The 15,241-nt window shown below is 65.4% G+C and carries 14 protein-coding genes; 3 read left to right on the plus strand and 11 right to left on the minus strand.

Going from position 1 to position 15,241, the window contains the following annotated elements:
- Nucleotides 1-64 precede the first annotated feature (64 nt).
- Genes bamB through ndk form a run of 6 tightly spaced genes read right to left on the minus strand, consistent with a single transcriptional unit; the run spans nt 65 to nt 5,214 of the window.
- Nucleotides 65-1,267 carry an outer membrane protein assembly factor BamB gene (gene bamB / locus CRO39_RS04380; RefSeq protein ID WP_097120794.1) on the minus strand — a complete coding sequence of 401 codons (1,203 nt, stop codon included), beginning with the start codon at nt 1,265-1,267 and terminating at the stop codon, nt 65-67.
- 17 nt (nt 1,268-1,284) lie between these two features.
- Complete coding sequence (locus CRO39_RS04385) at nt 1,285-1,923, minus strand: YfgM family protein (protein WP_097120606.1); 639 nt, start codon at nt 1,921-1,923, stop codon at nt 1,285-1,287.
- Nucleotides 1,924-1,979: 56 nt separating this feature from the next.
- Nucleotides 1,980-2,813 carry a helix-turn-helix domain-containing protein gene (locus CRO39_RS04390; RefSeq protein ID WP_097120607.1) on the minus strand — a complete coding sequence of 278 codons (834 nt, stop codon included), beginning with the start codon at nt 2,811-2,813 and terminating at the stop codon, nt 1,980-1,982.
- Nucleotides 2,810-3,628 (minus strand): type IV pilus biogenesis/stability protein PilW, encoded by an 819-nt coding sequence (gene pilW / locus CRO39_RS04395; RefSeq protein ID WP_097120608.1) that lies wholly within the window; start codon nt 3,626-3,628, stop codon nt 2,810-2,812. The genes CRO39_RS04390 and pilW overlap by 4 nt, the downstream gene beginning before the upstream one ends.
- The gene (rlmN, locus tag CRO39_RS04400) at nt 3,615-4,784 is read right to left on the minus strand and encodes a dual-specificity RNA methyltransferase RlmN (protein WP_484564661.1); all 1,170 of its coding nucleotides are present in this window, start codon (nt 4,782-4,784) and stop codon (nt 3,615-3,617) included. The genes pilW and rlmN overlap by 14 nt, the downstream gene beginning before the upstream one ends.
- 4 nt (nt 4,785-4,788) lie before the next feature.
- Nucleotides 4,789-5,214 (minus strand): nucleoside-diphosphate kinase, encoded by a 426-nt coding sequence (gene ndk / locus CRO39_RS04405; RefSeq protein WP_097120610.1) that lies wholly within the window; start codon nt 5,212-5,214, stop codon nt 4,789-4,791.
- A gap of 217 nt (nt 5,215-5,431) precedes the next feature.
- Between ndk and CRO39_RS04410 the strand changes: the two genes are divergently transcribed.
- The 3 genes from CRO39_RS04410 to CRO39_RS04420 all read left to right on the plus strand — a co-directional run bounded on the left by CRO39_RS04410 (nt 5,432) and on the right by CRO39_RS04420 (nt 9,830).
- Nucleotides 5,432-6,064, plus strand: a complete 633-nt coding sequence (locus CRO39_RS04410) for a TetR/AcrR family transcriptional regulator (protein WP_097120611.1) — start codon at nt 5,432-5,434, stop codon at nt 6,062-6,064.
- Between the two features lie 46 nt (nt 6,065-6,110).
- Nucleotides 6,111-8,486, plus strand: coding sequence for a 3-hydroxyacyl-CoA dehydrogenase/enoyl-CoA hydratase family protein (locus CRO39_RS04415; protein WP_097120612.1), 2,376 nt, complete (start codon nt 6,111-6,113; stop codon nt 8,484-8,486).
- A gap of 135 nt (nt 8,487-8,621) precedes the next feature.
- Nucleotides 8,622-9,830, plus strand: coding sequence for an acetyl-CoA C-acyltransferase (locus tag CRO39_RS04420; RefSeq protein ID WP_097120613.1), 1,209 nt, complete (start codon nt 8,622-8,624; stop codon nt 9,828-9,830).
- Between the two features lie 81 nt (nt 9,831-9,911).
- Here CRO39_RS04420 and CRO39_RS04425 read toward each other — a convergent pair whose 3' ends face one another.
- From CRO39_RS04425 to lapB, 5 genes are read right to left on the minus strand one after another with little or no spacing between them, the layout of a single operon-like run.
- Entirely contained in the window at nt 9,912-10,253 is a 342-nt protein-coding gene (locus tag CRO39_RS04425; protein WP_097120614.1) for a tRNA-binding protein, read from the minus strand.
- Between the two features lie 10 nt (nt 10,254-10,263).
- Nucleotides 10,264-11,163 (minus strand): UTP--glucose-1-phosphate uridylyltransferase GalU, encoded by a 900-nt coding sequence (gene galU, locus CRO39_RS04430; RefSeq protein WP_097120615.1) that lies wholly within the window; start codon nt 11,161-11,163, stop codon nt 10,264-10,266.
- Nucleotides 11,160-13,073, minus strand: coding sequence for a polysaccharide biosynthesis protein (locus tag CRO39_RS04435; RefSeq protein ID WP_097120616.1), 1,914 nt, complete (start codon nt 13,071-13,073; stop codon nt 11,160-11,162). Before CRO39_RS04435 ends, galU begins: the two co-directional genes overlap by 4 nt.
- A 16-nt stretch (nt 13,074-13,089) precedes the next feature.
- Nucleotides 13,090-14,061, minus strand: coding sequence for an MraY family glycosyltransferase (locus CRO39_RS04440; protein ID WP_097120617.1), 972 nt, complete (start codon nt 14,059-14,061; stop codon nt 13,090-13,092).
- On the minus strand, nt 14,061-15,239 hold the full coding sequence (gene lapB, locus CRO39_RS04445; RefSeq protein ID WP_097120618.1) for a lipopolysaccharide assembly protein LapB: 1,179 nt from the start codon (nt 15,237-15,239) through the stop codon (nt 14,061-14,063). Before lapB ends, CRO39_RS04440 begins: the two co-directional genes overlap by 1 nt.
- Nucleotides 15,240-15,241 lie beyond the last annotated feature (2 nt).

Raw genomic sequence — 15,241 nt, forward strand, 5'->3', positions numbered from 1 at the left:
CGGATAGCGAACCGGGGCGTTTCCGCCCCGGCGCTTCCTTCCCTATTTCCGCCGCGTTACGGCTTCATTGCAGACGGAAAGCGGTCAATTCGCCCTTGACGTTCTGTACCAGCAGGATGCCGTCGGCAACGACCGGCTTGCCGCGCACGGGCTTGCCGCCAACCCGGGCCCGCGCCGCCTGTTCGCCGTTATCCAGCCGCAACCAGTGCACATAACCATCGAAATCGCCGACAACCGCGTAGTCGCCGTGGATGGTCGGGGCGGTCAGCGAGCGTCGCGCCAGCGACGGCTGCGACCACATCGCCGCGCCGCTGTACTTGTCCAGCGCCCAGACCGTACCGCCCAGATCGGAGACCACCACATAGCTGCTGGACACGTCCAGGCCGCCAACCCCGCCGTTTTCGCGGGTCCACAGCGGTCGGCCGCTCGGCCCTTCGATGGCCACGGTTTCCTGCTTGTAGCTGGTCGCAAACAGGGTGGTGCCTTCCAGCACCGGCGCACCGTCGACGTCGGCCATGCGCTCGAGCTCGCTGCGGCCATCGGGCACGGCGATGGTCTGCTCCCACAACACCCGGCCGTCGTTGAGCGACAACGCCGCCACCGTGCCGTCGTCGTTGCCGACAAACAGCACCCCCGGCCCCAGCGTCAGCGAGGCATTGCCGCGCACGGTCAGATTCGGCAGATCATGCACCCAGAACCAGCGGCGCTCGCCGTTGCCTGCATCGAATGCCGACACCCGGCCATCGTTGGAACGCACCAGCACCAGCCCCTGGCCGATGGCCGGGGCGGAAATCACCTCGCTGGGCACCTTGGCGCGCCACTTTTCGCTGCCGTCGCTGGCATCGAGCGCAATCACCTGGCCATCCAGCGTACCGATGGCGACCAGGCCGGCGCCAGCGCCGGGACCGCCCGAAAGCCGCAAGTCAGGCTGTTTCTTGACCTTTTCCGGCTGGTACTTCCACAGTTGCTTGCCGGTCTGAAGGTCCAGCGCACGCACGCCGCCTTCCACGGCCGCCGCGTAGACCCGGCCATCGAGCACCGCCGGCACCTGGCGCAGGCCCAGCAGGTCTTCACCCTTGCCGACTCCGGTGCTCCACAGTTTGGAAACGTTCGCCGAGGCGGTGAAATCGACCAGCTCCGCCGGCTCGGTCGGCTTCTCCCCTTCCTTGCTCTTGCCGCCGAACCAGCCCTTGACGGTGCTGCACCCGGACAGCAGCGCGACCACCGCAAGCGCCGCAAGTAAGTGTTTCGGAGCTTTCGCGAGCATCTTCAAGTGCGGCCTCATCAGGTCGGTTCCCCGGTTTTCGGAGGCGTACCACCGGCATCGGTAAGTTTCAGTTCCACCAGGCGGCGCTGCGGAGCTGCGACATCCAGCCCGGTCAGCGCCTGCGCGTAGGCCTCGCGCGCTTCATCGCGCTTGCCGCTGGCCAGCAGCGCATCGCCGCGCACCTCAAGGCTTTCCGAATCGCTGGCCTGGGCCAGCAGCGTCAAGGCTTCGTCGGCCTTGCCGGCATCGATCAGCAGACGCGCGAGGCGGCGGTCGACCAGCGGTTGCAAGGAAGGCTCGGGAGCGATGCCGCGCAACGTGGCGATGGCCGCATCGCGCTCGCCGGCATCCACCTGCGCCTTGGCCAGACGCAGTTCCGCCAGGTCGGCATAGATGTCGCGCTTGCTGCCTGCCAGCGCGGTGACCGCGGCCTGCGCCTTCTTCAGATCGTCCCCGGCTGCGGCTTCCATTGCGGCCTGGTAATCGAGATGGGTCTTTTCGTCCTGGGCGGCCTGCTGCTTCTGCCACCATTGCCAGCCGAAAATGACAGCAAGGCCCAGGGCCACGCCACCGAAAAGACCGGTTGCGTTGTTCCTGAGCCAGCTGCGGACGCGTTCGCCTTGTTCGTGTTCGTCAAGCAGATCGTCAATCGCCATGCGTACTCTTGTCCCGTCGCAGCGGGATCTTGTTTGGTTGGACAGACCCGCGCGGGTCAGTCGGCGACCGGCGCGAGGGAACCGTCAGAGGATACCGCAAAGCGCGCGACATTCGCGCGCCGGTACGCGGCGGTGTCCACCGTACTACCTGCATGCTGAACCTCGACCGCCGCCGCATTGCCCAGCACGACCCGCGCAACCTGGCCGATGGCATAGCTGCGTTCCTCGCCTGCCCTGAGCAGCGATTGCTCGAGCGTGCTGCCATCGGCGGCGGTGATCTGGACCCAGCTGTCGCCGCTGAAACGAAGCTTCAGGGCCGCCGCCTGCGGGCGCGGAATCGGCGCGATCGACGCGACATAAGGCGTCGCCGCCGGCCGGCTACCCGGGGTGGCCTGGGTGGAGCCCGCCCCGGCAGGCGCGCTGCCCCGAGCCGACGATTCGGCACCCTCCAGGTCCAGCGAAGCGGTGCGCTGTTCCCCCTTGTTGCTCAGATGCGGCTGGGTCGCCAGCCATACCGGTACGGCAATCGCCGCGGTGATCACGATATAGACGGCTCGGCGGGCCGCGCTTTCGAAGAAACGCTGGAACCTGGGCGTATAGCTGTGGCTGACCAGCTCGGCAGGCCGCACCGTTTCCAGTTCCGCCTGTTGCAGATACGGTTCGATATCGATCTTGAGCAGGCGCGCGTAGTTTCTCAGCTGGCCGCGCACGAATACCGGAGCGCCCAGCAGTCCCCACTGCTCGTCCTCCAGCGCCTGCAACACCTTCAACGGCATCTTCAGCCGGCTGCTGGCTTCCGATTGGCTCAGGCCCGCTTTGTCACGTGCTTCCCGCAGAACAGCTCCGCAGCCTCCGACCTGCTGCGTCTGAATCCGGTTTGAATCGGTCATGGCACCGCGTTTCCCCCTAGATTAGCTTCGACCGTGCCGGGAAACTCCGCCCGTAACCGCTGAACATATCGGCTGGCGGCCGTCCTGTCGCCGAGCCTTTCTTCGATTTGTGACGCAAGTTTTAGCATATCGGCACTGGCCGGTGCAGCCGCCAGCCGCCTTTCGACGAAGGCGCGCGCCTCGAAATAGCGCCGATGATGGAATTCGCTTTCGGCCATCGCGCCCAGCGCGAACGGATTGCCCGGCTCCAGCGCCAGAGCCTGGCGAAGGTCGCGCTCGGCGCGTTCGTACTGCCCGCTCTTGAGCGCGCAGCCGCCGGCGTTGGCCAGTGCCGAGGCCGGGGTGGCGTAGTCGGGAGCGGCCAGCGCACGGTCGAACCAGACCAGCGACTCGGCGGCAAAACCATTGCCGCACAGCCATGCGCCGTAGTTGTTCTGTACCCCGCCATTGCCCGGCGCCAGCTCGGCGGCGCGCCGGTAGTAGGCGCCGGCCTGCTCGGAACGGCCGCGGCGGTCCTCAATCACCGCCATCAGCGTGTTGGCATCGGCCGATTCCGGCGAGCTCTTCAGAATCGCCTTGACTTCGCGTTCGGCAGCGTCGAAATCTCCGCTCTGCACGCGCTGGGTAGCCCTGGCCATCCGTTGCTGGTCGGCCAGGCGCCGTTTGGTCGCCGGACTGTCGCTGACCTGGTAGTCCTGCGCGATCTGTTCGCCGTCCTTGCGCTGCATCTTGGGCTTGATGAAGGTCAGGCGGCTGCAGCCGCCCAGCAGCAGCACCGCAAGCGCCAGCAGCCAGCCTCCCTCACGCAGCCGCATCGTCGAGCCCCTGTTCCTGCAGCTTGCGGCGGAAATCGGCCTGGCGGCGGGTACGGTCGGTCACCTGCCCTTTCAGCTGGCCGCACGCGGCATCGATGTCGTCGCCGCGGGTGCGCCGCACCATCGTCAGCACCTGCGCATCCAGCAGGATCTTCTGGAACGCGCGGATATCGGTTTCGCTGGAACGCTCGTAGCGCGTGCCCGGGAACGGATTGAACGGAATCAGATTGACCTTGCCGGCGTCGCGCGACTGCACGGCGTTGTCGAACTGGCGGATCAGGCGGGCCAACTGGCGCGCGTGCTCGGGACGATCGTTGACGCCGCGCATCATGGTGTATTCGAACGTCACCGAATCGCGCTTCTTGTTGTGGCTCACGTAGCGCGCGCAGGCCGCCATCAGCTCTTCGATCGGATATTTCTTGTTGAGCGGCACCAGTTGCGTGCGCAGCTCATCGTTGGGCGCGTGCAGCGACACCGCCAACGACACGTCGGTTTCGGTGGACAGCCGGTCGATCATCGGCACCACGCCCGCGGTGGACAGCGTCACCCGCTTGCTGGCCAGGCCATAGCCCAGATCGTCGCGCATGATGTTCATCGCGCGCACGACGTTGTCGAAATTCATCAGCGGCTCGCCCATGCCCATCATCACCACGTTGGTGAGCTTGCGCTGTTGGTGCGGCACATTGCCCAGATGGCGCGCGGCGATCCATACCTGGCCGATGATCTCGGCGGTGGACAGATTGCGGTTGAAACCCTGGGTGGCGGTGGAACAGAACTGGCAGTTCAGCGCGCAGCCGACCTGCGAGGACACGCACAGCGTGCCGCGGCTCTTGTCCGGGATGTAGACCGTTTCGATGGCATTGGCGCCGCCATCCATGCCCAGCAGCCACTTGTGGGTGCCGTCATGGGACGGCTTGTCGAAATGGACGTTCAAGGCGACGACCTCGGCATGCGCTTGCAGCTTTGCGCGCAAGGCCTTGCCGAGGTCGGTCATGGCGTCGAAATCGGTGACGTAGCGGTGGTGGATCCACTTCATCACCTGATGGGCACGGTAGCGCTGCTCGCCGAGCGTCTCGGCGAAGAAGCGCTCCATGCCCTCGCGATCGAGGTCGAGCAGATTCTGTTTCTTGGCTGCGACTTCGTTCACGTCGATCACAGACTCAGCGCGAAAAGATTTCGGTGCTGGCGAAGAAGTACGCGATTTCCTGCGCGGCCGTTTCCGCCGCATCGGAACCATGCACGGCATTGGCGTCGATGCTGTCGGCGAAATCGGCGCGGATGGTGCCCGGCGCAGCGTCCTTCGGATTGGTGGCGCCCATCAGTTCGCGGTTCTTGAGAATGGCGCCCTCGCCTTCCAGCACCTGGATGGAGACCGGACCGGAAATCATGAACTCGACCAGCGCGTTGAAGAACGGACGTTCGCGGTGGACCGCATAGAAGCCTTCGGCCTCGCGGCGCGACAGGTGCTTCATCTTGCAGGCGACGATCTTCAGACCGGCCTTTTCGAAACGCGAATAGATTTCGCCGACGACGTTCTTGGCAACGGCATCGGGCTTGATGATGGACAGTGTGCGCTCCAGCGCCATGGGGATTTCTCCGTTGGGCGGGCCACTAAAGGCCCGAGGTTAACATGAAAAAACCCGCGTTGAAACGCGGGCTTAGCCTGACAAGCGAAGTGCAATTCTAACCTATTCGCGGACGGGCGCGACCACCGGATGGCAGATATTTGCTGCATAGCAGCATGACATTCCCCGGTCCGGCGCCCAAGATCAAACAAGCGTTTGATTCAGCCTGGTACCCCGCATGGTCGCCGCCGCACATTTCTCCACCAAAGATCGCATCCTCGGCGCCGCCGAGGAACTGTTCGCCCAGTACGGCTTCGCCGGTACCTCGCTGCGCCAGGTCACCAGCCGCGCCGACGTCAATATCGCCGCGGTCAACTACCACTTCGGCTCCAAGGAAAACCTGGTCAACGAGGTGTTCCGCCGGCGCATGGACGACATGACCGCGCAGCGCCTGGGCCAGCTGAAGGCCGCGCTGGAGCAGCATCCCGGCGAACTGGAGCCGATCCTGGCCGCCTTCGTCGAACCCGCCCTGGCGCTGGCCCAGGACCGCCATGGCGGCGGCGCCTTCGTCCGGGTCATCGCCCGCGCCTATGCCGAGAAGAACGACAGCCTGCGGCAGTTCCTGTCCGACCACTACGGCCATGTCCTGCGCGATTTCGGCAAGGCCATCGCCGCCTGCGTGCCGGGGCTGAGCAAGGAGGAGCTGTACTGGCGGCTGGACTTCTTTTCCGGCGCGCTGACCTATGCGATGGCCGATTTCGGCCTGATCAAGCGCCCCGCCGGCGTTTCCGAAACCGCGCACCGCGAACGCGCGGCGCGCGAGCTGATCCGTTTCGTCGAAGCCGGCCTGCGCGCCGGCCATGCCAAATAGCGCCTGCTGGCAGGCCTCACCTCCTCCACCCCAAGGATCTATCGAAATGTCCACCAACCAACTGCTTGTACGCAAGGCGGCCGTGCTGGGCGCCGGCGTGATGGGTGCGCAGATCGCCGCCCACCTGACCAACGCCGGGGTCGACACCGTGCTGTTCGATCTGCCCGCCAAGGACGGCCACCCGGATGGCGTGGTCATCAAGGCCATCGCCAACCTGGGCAAACTCAGCCCGGCCCCGCTGGCCGGCAGGTCGCTGGCCGAAGCCATCACCCCGGCCAATTACGAGACGGGTCTGGAGCAACTGAAGGATTGCGATCTGATCATCGAGGCCATCGCCGAACGGATGGACTGGAAGCAGGACCTGTACAAGAAAATCGCCCCGTTCGTGGCCGACCACGCGGTACTGGCCAGCAATACCTCCGGCCTGGGCATCAACAAGCTGGCCGAAGTGCTGCCCGAGCAACTGCGCCACCGCTTCTGCGGCGTGCACTTCTTCAATCCGCCGCGCTACATGCACCTGGCCGAGCTGATTCCGGCCCGGGGTACCGATACCGGCGTGCTGGAAGGGCTGGAAACCTTCCTGACCACCACGCTGGGCAAGGGCGTGGTCTACGCCAAGGACACCCCCAACTTCATCGGCAACCGCATCGGCGTGTTCTCGATCCTGGCCACGGCCCACCATACCGCCGAGTTCAAGCTTGGCTTCGATGAAGTCGACGCGCTGACCGGCCCACTGGCCGGGCGCCCGAAGTCGGCGACCTACCGCACCTCCGACGTGGTTGGCCTGGACACGATGGCCCATGTCATCAAGACCATGGGCGACACCCTGCCCGACGACCCTTGGCACGCCTACTTCAAGGCGCCGAAATGGCTGGAGGCGCTGATCGGCAAGGGCGCGCTGGGCCAGAAGACCGGCGCCGGCATCTTCCGCAAGGTCGGCAAGGACATCATGGTGCTGGACCTGGAGAAGCAGGACTACCGTCCCGCCGACCGCGCCGCCGCGCCGGAGGTGGTCGAAATCCTGAAAACCAGGAACCCGGCGGAGAAGTTCGCCAGGCTGCGCGAAAGCCAGCACCCGCAGGCGCAGTTCCTGTGGGCGGTGTTCCGCGATCTGTTCCATTACAGCGCCTACCACCTGGCCGACATCGCCGAAACCGCGCGCGATGTCGATCTGGCCATCCGCTGGGGCTACGGCTGGTCGCTGGGTCCGTTCGAGACCTGGCAGGCGGCCGGCTGGAAGCCGGTGGCGCAGTGGATCGCCGATGACATCGTCGCCGGCAAGACCATGAGCAGCGCCCCGCTGCCGGACTGGGTATTCGACGGCCGCGAAGGCGTGCATGCGGCCGAAGGCAGCTACAGCCCGGTCAAGAACGCCAAGCTGCCGCGCTCGGCGCTGCCGGTCTACCAGCGCCAGCGTTTCCCGGACCCGCTGCTGGGCGAATCGTTCCCGCAGGGCGAAACGGTGTTCGAGAACGATGGGGTGCGCCTGTGGACCGATGGCGACGATGTCGCCGTGGTCAGCTTCAAGACCAAGATGCATACCGTGTCGGACGCCGTGCTGGACGGCCTGCAGCAGGCGGTCGCCATCGCCGAGCAGAAGTTCAAGGGCCTGGTGATCTGGCAGCCGAAGGAGCCGTTCTCGGCCGGCGCCGATCTGGCCGGTGCGCTGGGCGCGCTGCAGGCCGGCAAGATCGCCGAATTCGAAGCGATGGTCGCCAACTTCCAGGCCACCAGCCAGCGCATCAAGTACTCGTTGGTGCCGGTGGTCGCGGCGGTGCGCGGCCTGGCGCTGGGTGGCGGCTGCGAGTTCCAGATGCACAGCGCCAAGACCGTGGCATCGCTGGAAAGCTACATTGGCCTGGTCGAGGCCGGCGTGGGCCTGCTGCCGGCCGGCGGCGGCCTCAAGGAAATCGCCGTGCGCGCTTCGCAGGCGGCCGGTCCCGGCGGCGATGTGTTCGCCGAACTCAAGCGCACGTTCGAAACCGTAGCGATGGCCAAGGTGTCGGCCTCCGCCGTGGAAGCCAAGGAACTTGGGCTGCTGCGCGCAACCGACCATGTGGTCTTCAACGCCTACGAGCAGTTGTACGTGGCCAAGCAGCAGGTACTGGCGCTGGCCGAAAGCGGCTACCGCCCGCCCCTGCCTGCTCGCCGCATCCAGGTGGCCGGCGACGTCGGTATCGCCACCTTCAAGATGATGCTGGTCAACATGCTGGAGGGCCGTTTCATCAGCGAATACGACTACGAAATCGCCACCCGCATCGCCACGGTGATCTGCGGCGGCGAAGTCGACCGCGGCTCGCTGGTGGACGAAGAGTGGCTGCTGAAGCTTGAGCGCAAGCACTTCGTCGAATTGGCGCAGCAGGAAAAGACCCAGGCGCGGATCGGCCACATGCTGAAGACGGGCAAGCCGTTGAGGAACTGATGAAGCCGGGACTGGGGACCAGGGACCGGGGACCGGGAAAGGCAAGAGCGGAGCAATGCTTTTGACTTTCCCGGTCCCCGGTCCCCGGTCCCTGGTCCCGAACCCGCAACCTTCCAGCCATTCGAGACCTCACAAATGACCAGACAAATCCAAGAAGCCTACATCGTTGCCGCCACCCGCACCCCGGTCGGCAAAGCGCCCAAGGGCGTCTTCCGCAATACCCGCCCGGACGACATGCTGGCGCATGTGCTGAAGTCGGTGGTGGCGCAGGCGCCGGGCATCGATGTCAACCGCATCGACGATGCCATCATCGGCTGCGCCATGCCCGAGGGCGAGCAAGGCATGAACGTGGCGCGCATCGGCGTGCTGCTGGCCGGCCTGCCCAACACCATCGCCGCCCAGACCATCAACCGCTTCTGCTCCTCGGGCCTGCAGGCGGTGGCGCTGGCGGCCGACCAGATCCGGCTGGGCAATGCCGACCTGATGCTGGCCGGCGGCACCGAATCGATGTCGATGGTGCCGATGATGGGCAACAAGGTCGCACTGAGTCCCAGCGTGTTCGCCAAGGACGAGAACATCGCCATCGCCTACGGCATGGGCATCACTGCCGAAAAGGTGGCCGAGGAATGGAAGGTCTCGCGCGAGGAGCAGGATGCGTTCGCGCTGGCTTCGCACCAGAAGGCCATCGCCGCCATCCAGGCCGGCGAGTTCCGTGACGAAATCTCGCCCTATGAGGTGATATCGCATCAACCCGACCTGGCCGGCAATACCATCCGGTTGCGCAAGCTGCTGGTCGAGAATGACGAAGGTCCGCGTCCGGATTCCTCGGCCGAGGGGTTGGCCAGGTTGCGCCCGGTGTTCCGCAACGGCCAGTTCGGCGGCAGCGTCACCGCCGGCAACAGTTCGCAGATGAGCGACGGCGCCGGCGCGGTGCTGCTGGCGTCTGAGCAGGCCATCAAGGACTATGGCCTGACCCCGCTGGCGCGTTTTGTCAGCTTCTCGGTGGCCGGCGTGCGCCCGGAAGTGATGGGTATCGGCCCCATCGCGGCGATTCCGAAGGCGCTGAAGCAGGCCGGGCTGAGCAAGGACCAACTGGACTGGATCGAACTCAACGAGGCCTTCGCCGCACAGGCGCTGGCGGTGATCCGCGATTCCGGGCTGGACCCGTCCAAGGTCAATCCGCTGGGCGGTGCCATCGCGTTGGGCCATCCGCTGGGCGCCACCGGCGCCGTGCGTACCGCCACCATCGTGCACGGTCTGCGCCGCCGCCAGCAGAAGTACGGCATGGTGACGATGTGCATCGGCACCGGCATGGGCGCGGCAGGGATTTTCGAAGCGCTCTGACGCCGCTTGCCGCAGGCAGCGCTGGCAGAAACGGAAATGGCGCCGTGAGGCGCCATTTCCTTGTCCCGCCGGTGCGCGTGTTTACGCCAGCCGTGTGCCGTTGGGCACCGGACGTTCGACGGTGGCGATCACCACGCCCTCTTCGGTAGGAAAGCCGGTCAGCAGGAACTCGGAAAGAAAGGGGCCCACCTGCTTGGGCGGGAAATTGATCACCCCGACGATCTGCCTGCCCAGCAGTTCCGATTCGGAATACAGCGCCTTGACCTGAGCGCTGGTCTTGCGCACGCCGTACGGCCCGAAATCGACCCACAGCTTCCAGGCCGGCTTGCGCGCCTCCGGGAAAGCTTCGACACGGACCACCGTGCCCGCGCACAGCCGCACCTTCTCGAAATCCGGCCAGCTGAGCGTGGCGTCGGCGTCCATGGCGTCGGGGCTACTCGAGTTCGGTGACGCCCAGTTCCTTCAGCGCGCTTTGCATCATGTCGCGGGCCGCATCGCTGAGCTTTTCGTGATCCAGCGCAAACCGGATGGTCGCCTCGATCAGGCCGATATGCGTACCGCAGTCGAAGCGGGTGCCCTGGAAGCGATAGGCATGAACGGGTTTTTCCTGTAGCAGCGTGGCAATGGCATCGGTCAGCTGGATTTCGCCGCCGGCTCCGGGCGTGGTGCTCTCCAGCAACTGGAAAATACGCGAATCCAGCACGTAGCGCCCCACCACCGCCAGATTGCTGGGCGCATCTTCCGGCTTGGGCTTCTCGACTATCGCGCGAATGCGCCCGGAGCGTCCGGAAAAAGCGTCGGTGGCGACGATGCCATAGCTGGCCGTCTGTTCCTTCGGCACGTCCTGCACCGCGATCATGCTGGCGCCGGAGGCCTCCGCCGCATCCGCCATCTGTTTCAACGCGCCCGGCCCGCGGTTCCAGATCAGATCGTCGGGCAGCAGGACCGCAAAAGGCTCGTCGCCGACGATGGGCTTGGCGCACAGCACCGCATGCCCCAGGCCCAGGGCTTCGGCCTGGGTGACGAAAACCGCGCGTACGTGGCTGGGCAGCACATTGCGCACCAGTTCCAGCTGTTCCAGCTTGCCGGAACGTTCGAGCTTCTGCTCCAGCTCGTAGGCTTTATCGAAATAATCGGCAACCGCATGCTTGTAGCGGTTGGTCACGAAGATCAGCGTATCGCATCCGGCCTCGATGGCCTCATCGACGGCGTATTGGATCAGGGGCCGATCGATGATCGGCAGCATTTCCTTGGGAACGGTCTTGGTTGCCGGCAGAAAGCGGGTACCCAGTCCTGCCACCGGGAATACCGCCTTTCGTATGCGCTGGGTCATCGGTGTCTATTTGCCTCGCGTGCGGGGAAGGCCACTATGTTAGCCGCCGACGCCTCCTGTTCCTGTACAAGCGGCGTGAATTCCGGCACCGCCACACGCAAAATTTCTCCCAGCTCATTGGTGTCGTAACGGCCGAATGCGCTGCGCAACCGCTGCAACGCCAGTTCGATGAATTCCGGCGCCACCTCGCGGGCCTCGGCCTGCATGATCTTGGAATGCGAGGTGGGACGGTAGTTCTCGTCGGCGTGGAACAGGTTCTCGTGCAGCTTTTCGCCGGGCCGCAGGCCGGTATAGACGATTGCGATGTCGCGCCCCGGGGTTTTCCCCGCCAGCCGGATCATCTGCTCGGCCAGCAGCCGGATCGGTACCGGTTCGCCCATGTCCAGCGTGTAGATGGAGGCATGCGCGGCGCTGGCGGCGGCCTGCAGGATCAACTGGCAGGCCTCGGGAATGGTCATGAAGTAACGGGTCACTTCCGGGTCGGTGACCGTCACCGGCCCCCCTTTGCGGATCTGTTCGCGGAACAGCGGCACCACGCTGCCGGCCGAATCCAGCACATTGCCGAAGCGCACCGTGACATAGCGGGTGCCGATTCCGCCGACATCCATCGCCTGGCAGACCATCTCCGCCAGCCGCTTGCTGGCGCCCAGCACGTTGACCGGATCCACAGCCTTGTCGGTGGAAATCAGCACGAACGTCGCCACGCCGCTGTCGCGGCACGCGCGTGCGACCGTCTCGGTGGCCAGCACATTGTTGCCGACCGCCTCGCGCAGATGCTGTTCCAGCAACGGCACCTGCTTGTAGGCTGCCGCATGGAATACCGCATCGGGCTCCGCCAACCGCAGCGCGTAGTTAACCACCGCGGGATCGCCGCAGTTGCCGAGGACGGGAATGATCTCCAGGTCCGGGAACGCACGCTGCAAATCCGCCTGGATGGTAATCAGCGCCAGTTCGTCGATCTCCAGCAGCGCAATCCGCTGCGCGCCATGGCGGGCGCACTGCCGGCACAGCTCGGAACCGATTGAGCCGCCTGCGCCGGTCACCAGCACCGTGCGGGCACCCAACCAGCCACGGATCAGTTTCCAGTCAGGGGTGACCGATTTACGTCCCAGCAGGTCCTCGATGGCGACTTCCTTCAGATCGCCAGGCATCGACTGGCCTTCCAGCACATTGACCAGCCTGGGCACCATCCGGAACGGCAAGCTGGTGCTTTCGCATATCGCCACCACCCGCTGCATCGTCGGCGCGTCCAGCGAAGGCATCGCGATGACCAGCATCTTTGCCGCCGTCTCGCGCGCGATGGATGCTGCGTTTTCCAGCGGGCCCAGCACCGGCACGCCCTGCAACTTCGAACCGTGCAGGCGGCTGGCGTCGTCGAGGAACCCTACCGGATAATAGATGCCGGTCCGGCGCAATTCGCGGACCATCGCTTCGCCGGCACGCCCGGCACCGAGGATCAGCACGCGCGAACCGGACTGGCGCGAGCGGTTTTCCTGGCTGTCTTTCCAGGCCCGGTAAACCAGGCGCGGCAACCCCAGAAACCCGACCAGCGCGAACGGATAGAACGCCAGCACCGCCCGCGGCACGGAACCGAAGCGGTTGTAGAAGAACAGGCCGACAATGACCGCCAGTAACCCCAGCGCGGAAGCCTTCAGGATGTTCCACAGGTCGGGAAGGCTGGCGAACCGCCACAGTCCCCGATACAGGCCCATCCACCAGAACACCAGCCCCTGTCCCAGCAGGACGATGGCGATTTCGTTGGACCACAGCGGAAACGATGGCGGATCCGGCACCATCGCATAACGCAGCCGATGCAACAGCTGCCAGCACAGCCAGACCATCAGCAGGTCGTGACCCGCCACCATCAATCTGGGGAAGGTACCTGCAATCCGGTCCCGCCAAGCCACCATACCCTCGTCTCCTTGACTAGATCTTCAATCCCTTGCGCGCCCCTAGCCACAACGCAAGCAGAACCAAACCGCATCCCGGCAAGATCATCAGAGCCGACTGCAATGACGCCCGGGACAGTAGCAGCATTAACATTAACGTAACGGCACCAAGAAGGAAATAAGCCCCGGTGACCCGCACATGGCCGAACCGGAAAGCTGCCTGCTGGTAGACATGGGTGACATGCGGTGTCCACCAGCGTTCGCCAGCCAGCATGCGCGAAATCAGCGTGAAGCCCGCGTCTACAAGAAAGACCGCCAGCGGCAGCAGCAGCAATGGCCAGGCCAGCGAGGATGTCTGCAGCGAAACGGCCAACAGCGCCGCCAGCGTATAGCCCAACGCACCGCTGCCGACATCGCCCAGGAAGATCCTGGCCTTGGGGAAATTGAAGGGCAGAAAGCCCAGGCAGGCCGCCAGCAGGCTGGCCGCCAGCGCTGCCCAGGGGCCGTTCAACACCCAGAAGTAGGCGCTGGCGGCAATTGCCGCCTGGCTGGAGGCGATGCCGTCGATGCCATCCATGAAATTCCAGACATTGACCAGCACCAGCGCCATGACCAGCGCCGTCAGCGCCGGCCATGGCCCGGTTCCGGCCTGGTAAAGCCCCCAGCCCAGAATCGATGCGGCGATCGCCTGTACCGCCAGGCGAAGCCACGGAGATAGCGGCCGGTGATCGTCCCACCAGCCGATGCCGGCCACCAGCGCCAGCCCTATGGCGAAAGATCCGAACAGCATCCTGTCCTTTCCGGCGGCAAGCATCGCCAGCCACAGCGCCGCCAGCAGAACGGACAGTACGACGGCGATGCCTCCCCCCCGCGGCGTCGCCACGGTATGGCTGCGCCGTTCGCCGGGCTGGTCCAGCAGACGGCGGCGCAGGGCGTAGGCGCGGGCGGCCTGGGTCGCAGCTGCCGCCAGCAGAAAATGCAGCAGCAGCCAGACAGGCAAATCCGGCATCAGACCACCGCGTAGTTGAGCAGCGGCTTGATCGTGGCCCACTCCTTGCAGCTGGGACACTGCCAGTGGTGCGTCCGCGCGCCGAACCCGCAGCGGGTGCAGCGATAGCTGGGATTGCGCACCAGCAGTTGATCGGTGATGTGCTTCAAATCCTGCAAGGTCGCGTTCGCGTCGGCGCCTTCGGCCAGGGTCAGGTCGATCAATGCCGCCTCGCCCCTGACCGAGGGGCGGTCCTTCAATTGCCTGGCCAGGTAGGCGCGCGCGGCCGCCACGCCATCCTGCGACTCCACCAGGCGCGTCAACGCCAGCACTGGTGCGATGCCGCGGTAGTGCTCGCACATTTCCGACAGGAACGCGCGCGCGCCGGACAGATCCCCTCCGCCCTCGTAATTGGCCAGCAGGCTGGGCAATACCTCCGGCAGGTAGTCGGGATCATGGCGCGCGGCGCGCTCGAACGCGCGGATCGCAGCCTCGCGATTGCCGGCATCCGATTCCAGCCTGCCTTCCAGTATTCCGGCGCGTACGCAGCCAGCATCGGCCTGATAGGCGCGCGCGATCGCCGCGCGCGCGGCCGGAAGATCGTTGGCGGTACGGTAACGCTCGGCCAGTTCGCACTCGAACTGCGACACCAGTTTGCCCATCGGTTCGGCGGTGACTTCCTCGTAGCGCATCGCGTTGTCGATGGCCTTGCCCCAGTCCCGCTCGGCCTGATAGATGCCGATCAGGTGCTTCAAGGCCTGCGGGGCGCGATGATCGATGCGCGCCAGATCGGTGAACACCGTCTCGGCGCGATCGAGCAGCCCCGAACGCATATAGTCCTCGCCCAGCGCCAGCAGCGCCTGCACTCTCTGCTGATCGCTCAAGTCCGAACGCTGCACCAGCCCCTGATGCAGGCGGATGGCGCGATCGACCTCGCCGCGACGGCGGAATAGATGCCCCAGCGCGACCTGCGTCTCGAAGGTTTCCTTGTCCAGTTCGGCGATATGCAGAAACAACTCGATCGCCTTGTCGGGCTGTTCGTTCAACAGATAGTTCAGACCGCGGAAGTAAGTGCTGGAAAGCCGGCTGACCTGGGTATCGCCATGCCGCTGGCCGCCGCGGCGGCCGACGATCCAGCCGCTGAGCGCGGCCAGTGGCAGGAACAGGAAAAACCAGAACCACTCGGTCAGGAAGGCCATCG

It is taken from the genome of Pseudoxanthomonas wuyuanensis (assembly GCF_900215535.1).
GTDB lineage: Bacteria > Pseudomonadota > Gammaproteobacteria > Xanthomonadales > Xanthomonadaceae > Pseudoxanthomonas_A > Pseudoxanthomonas_A wuyuanensis.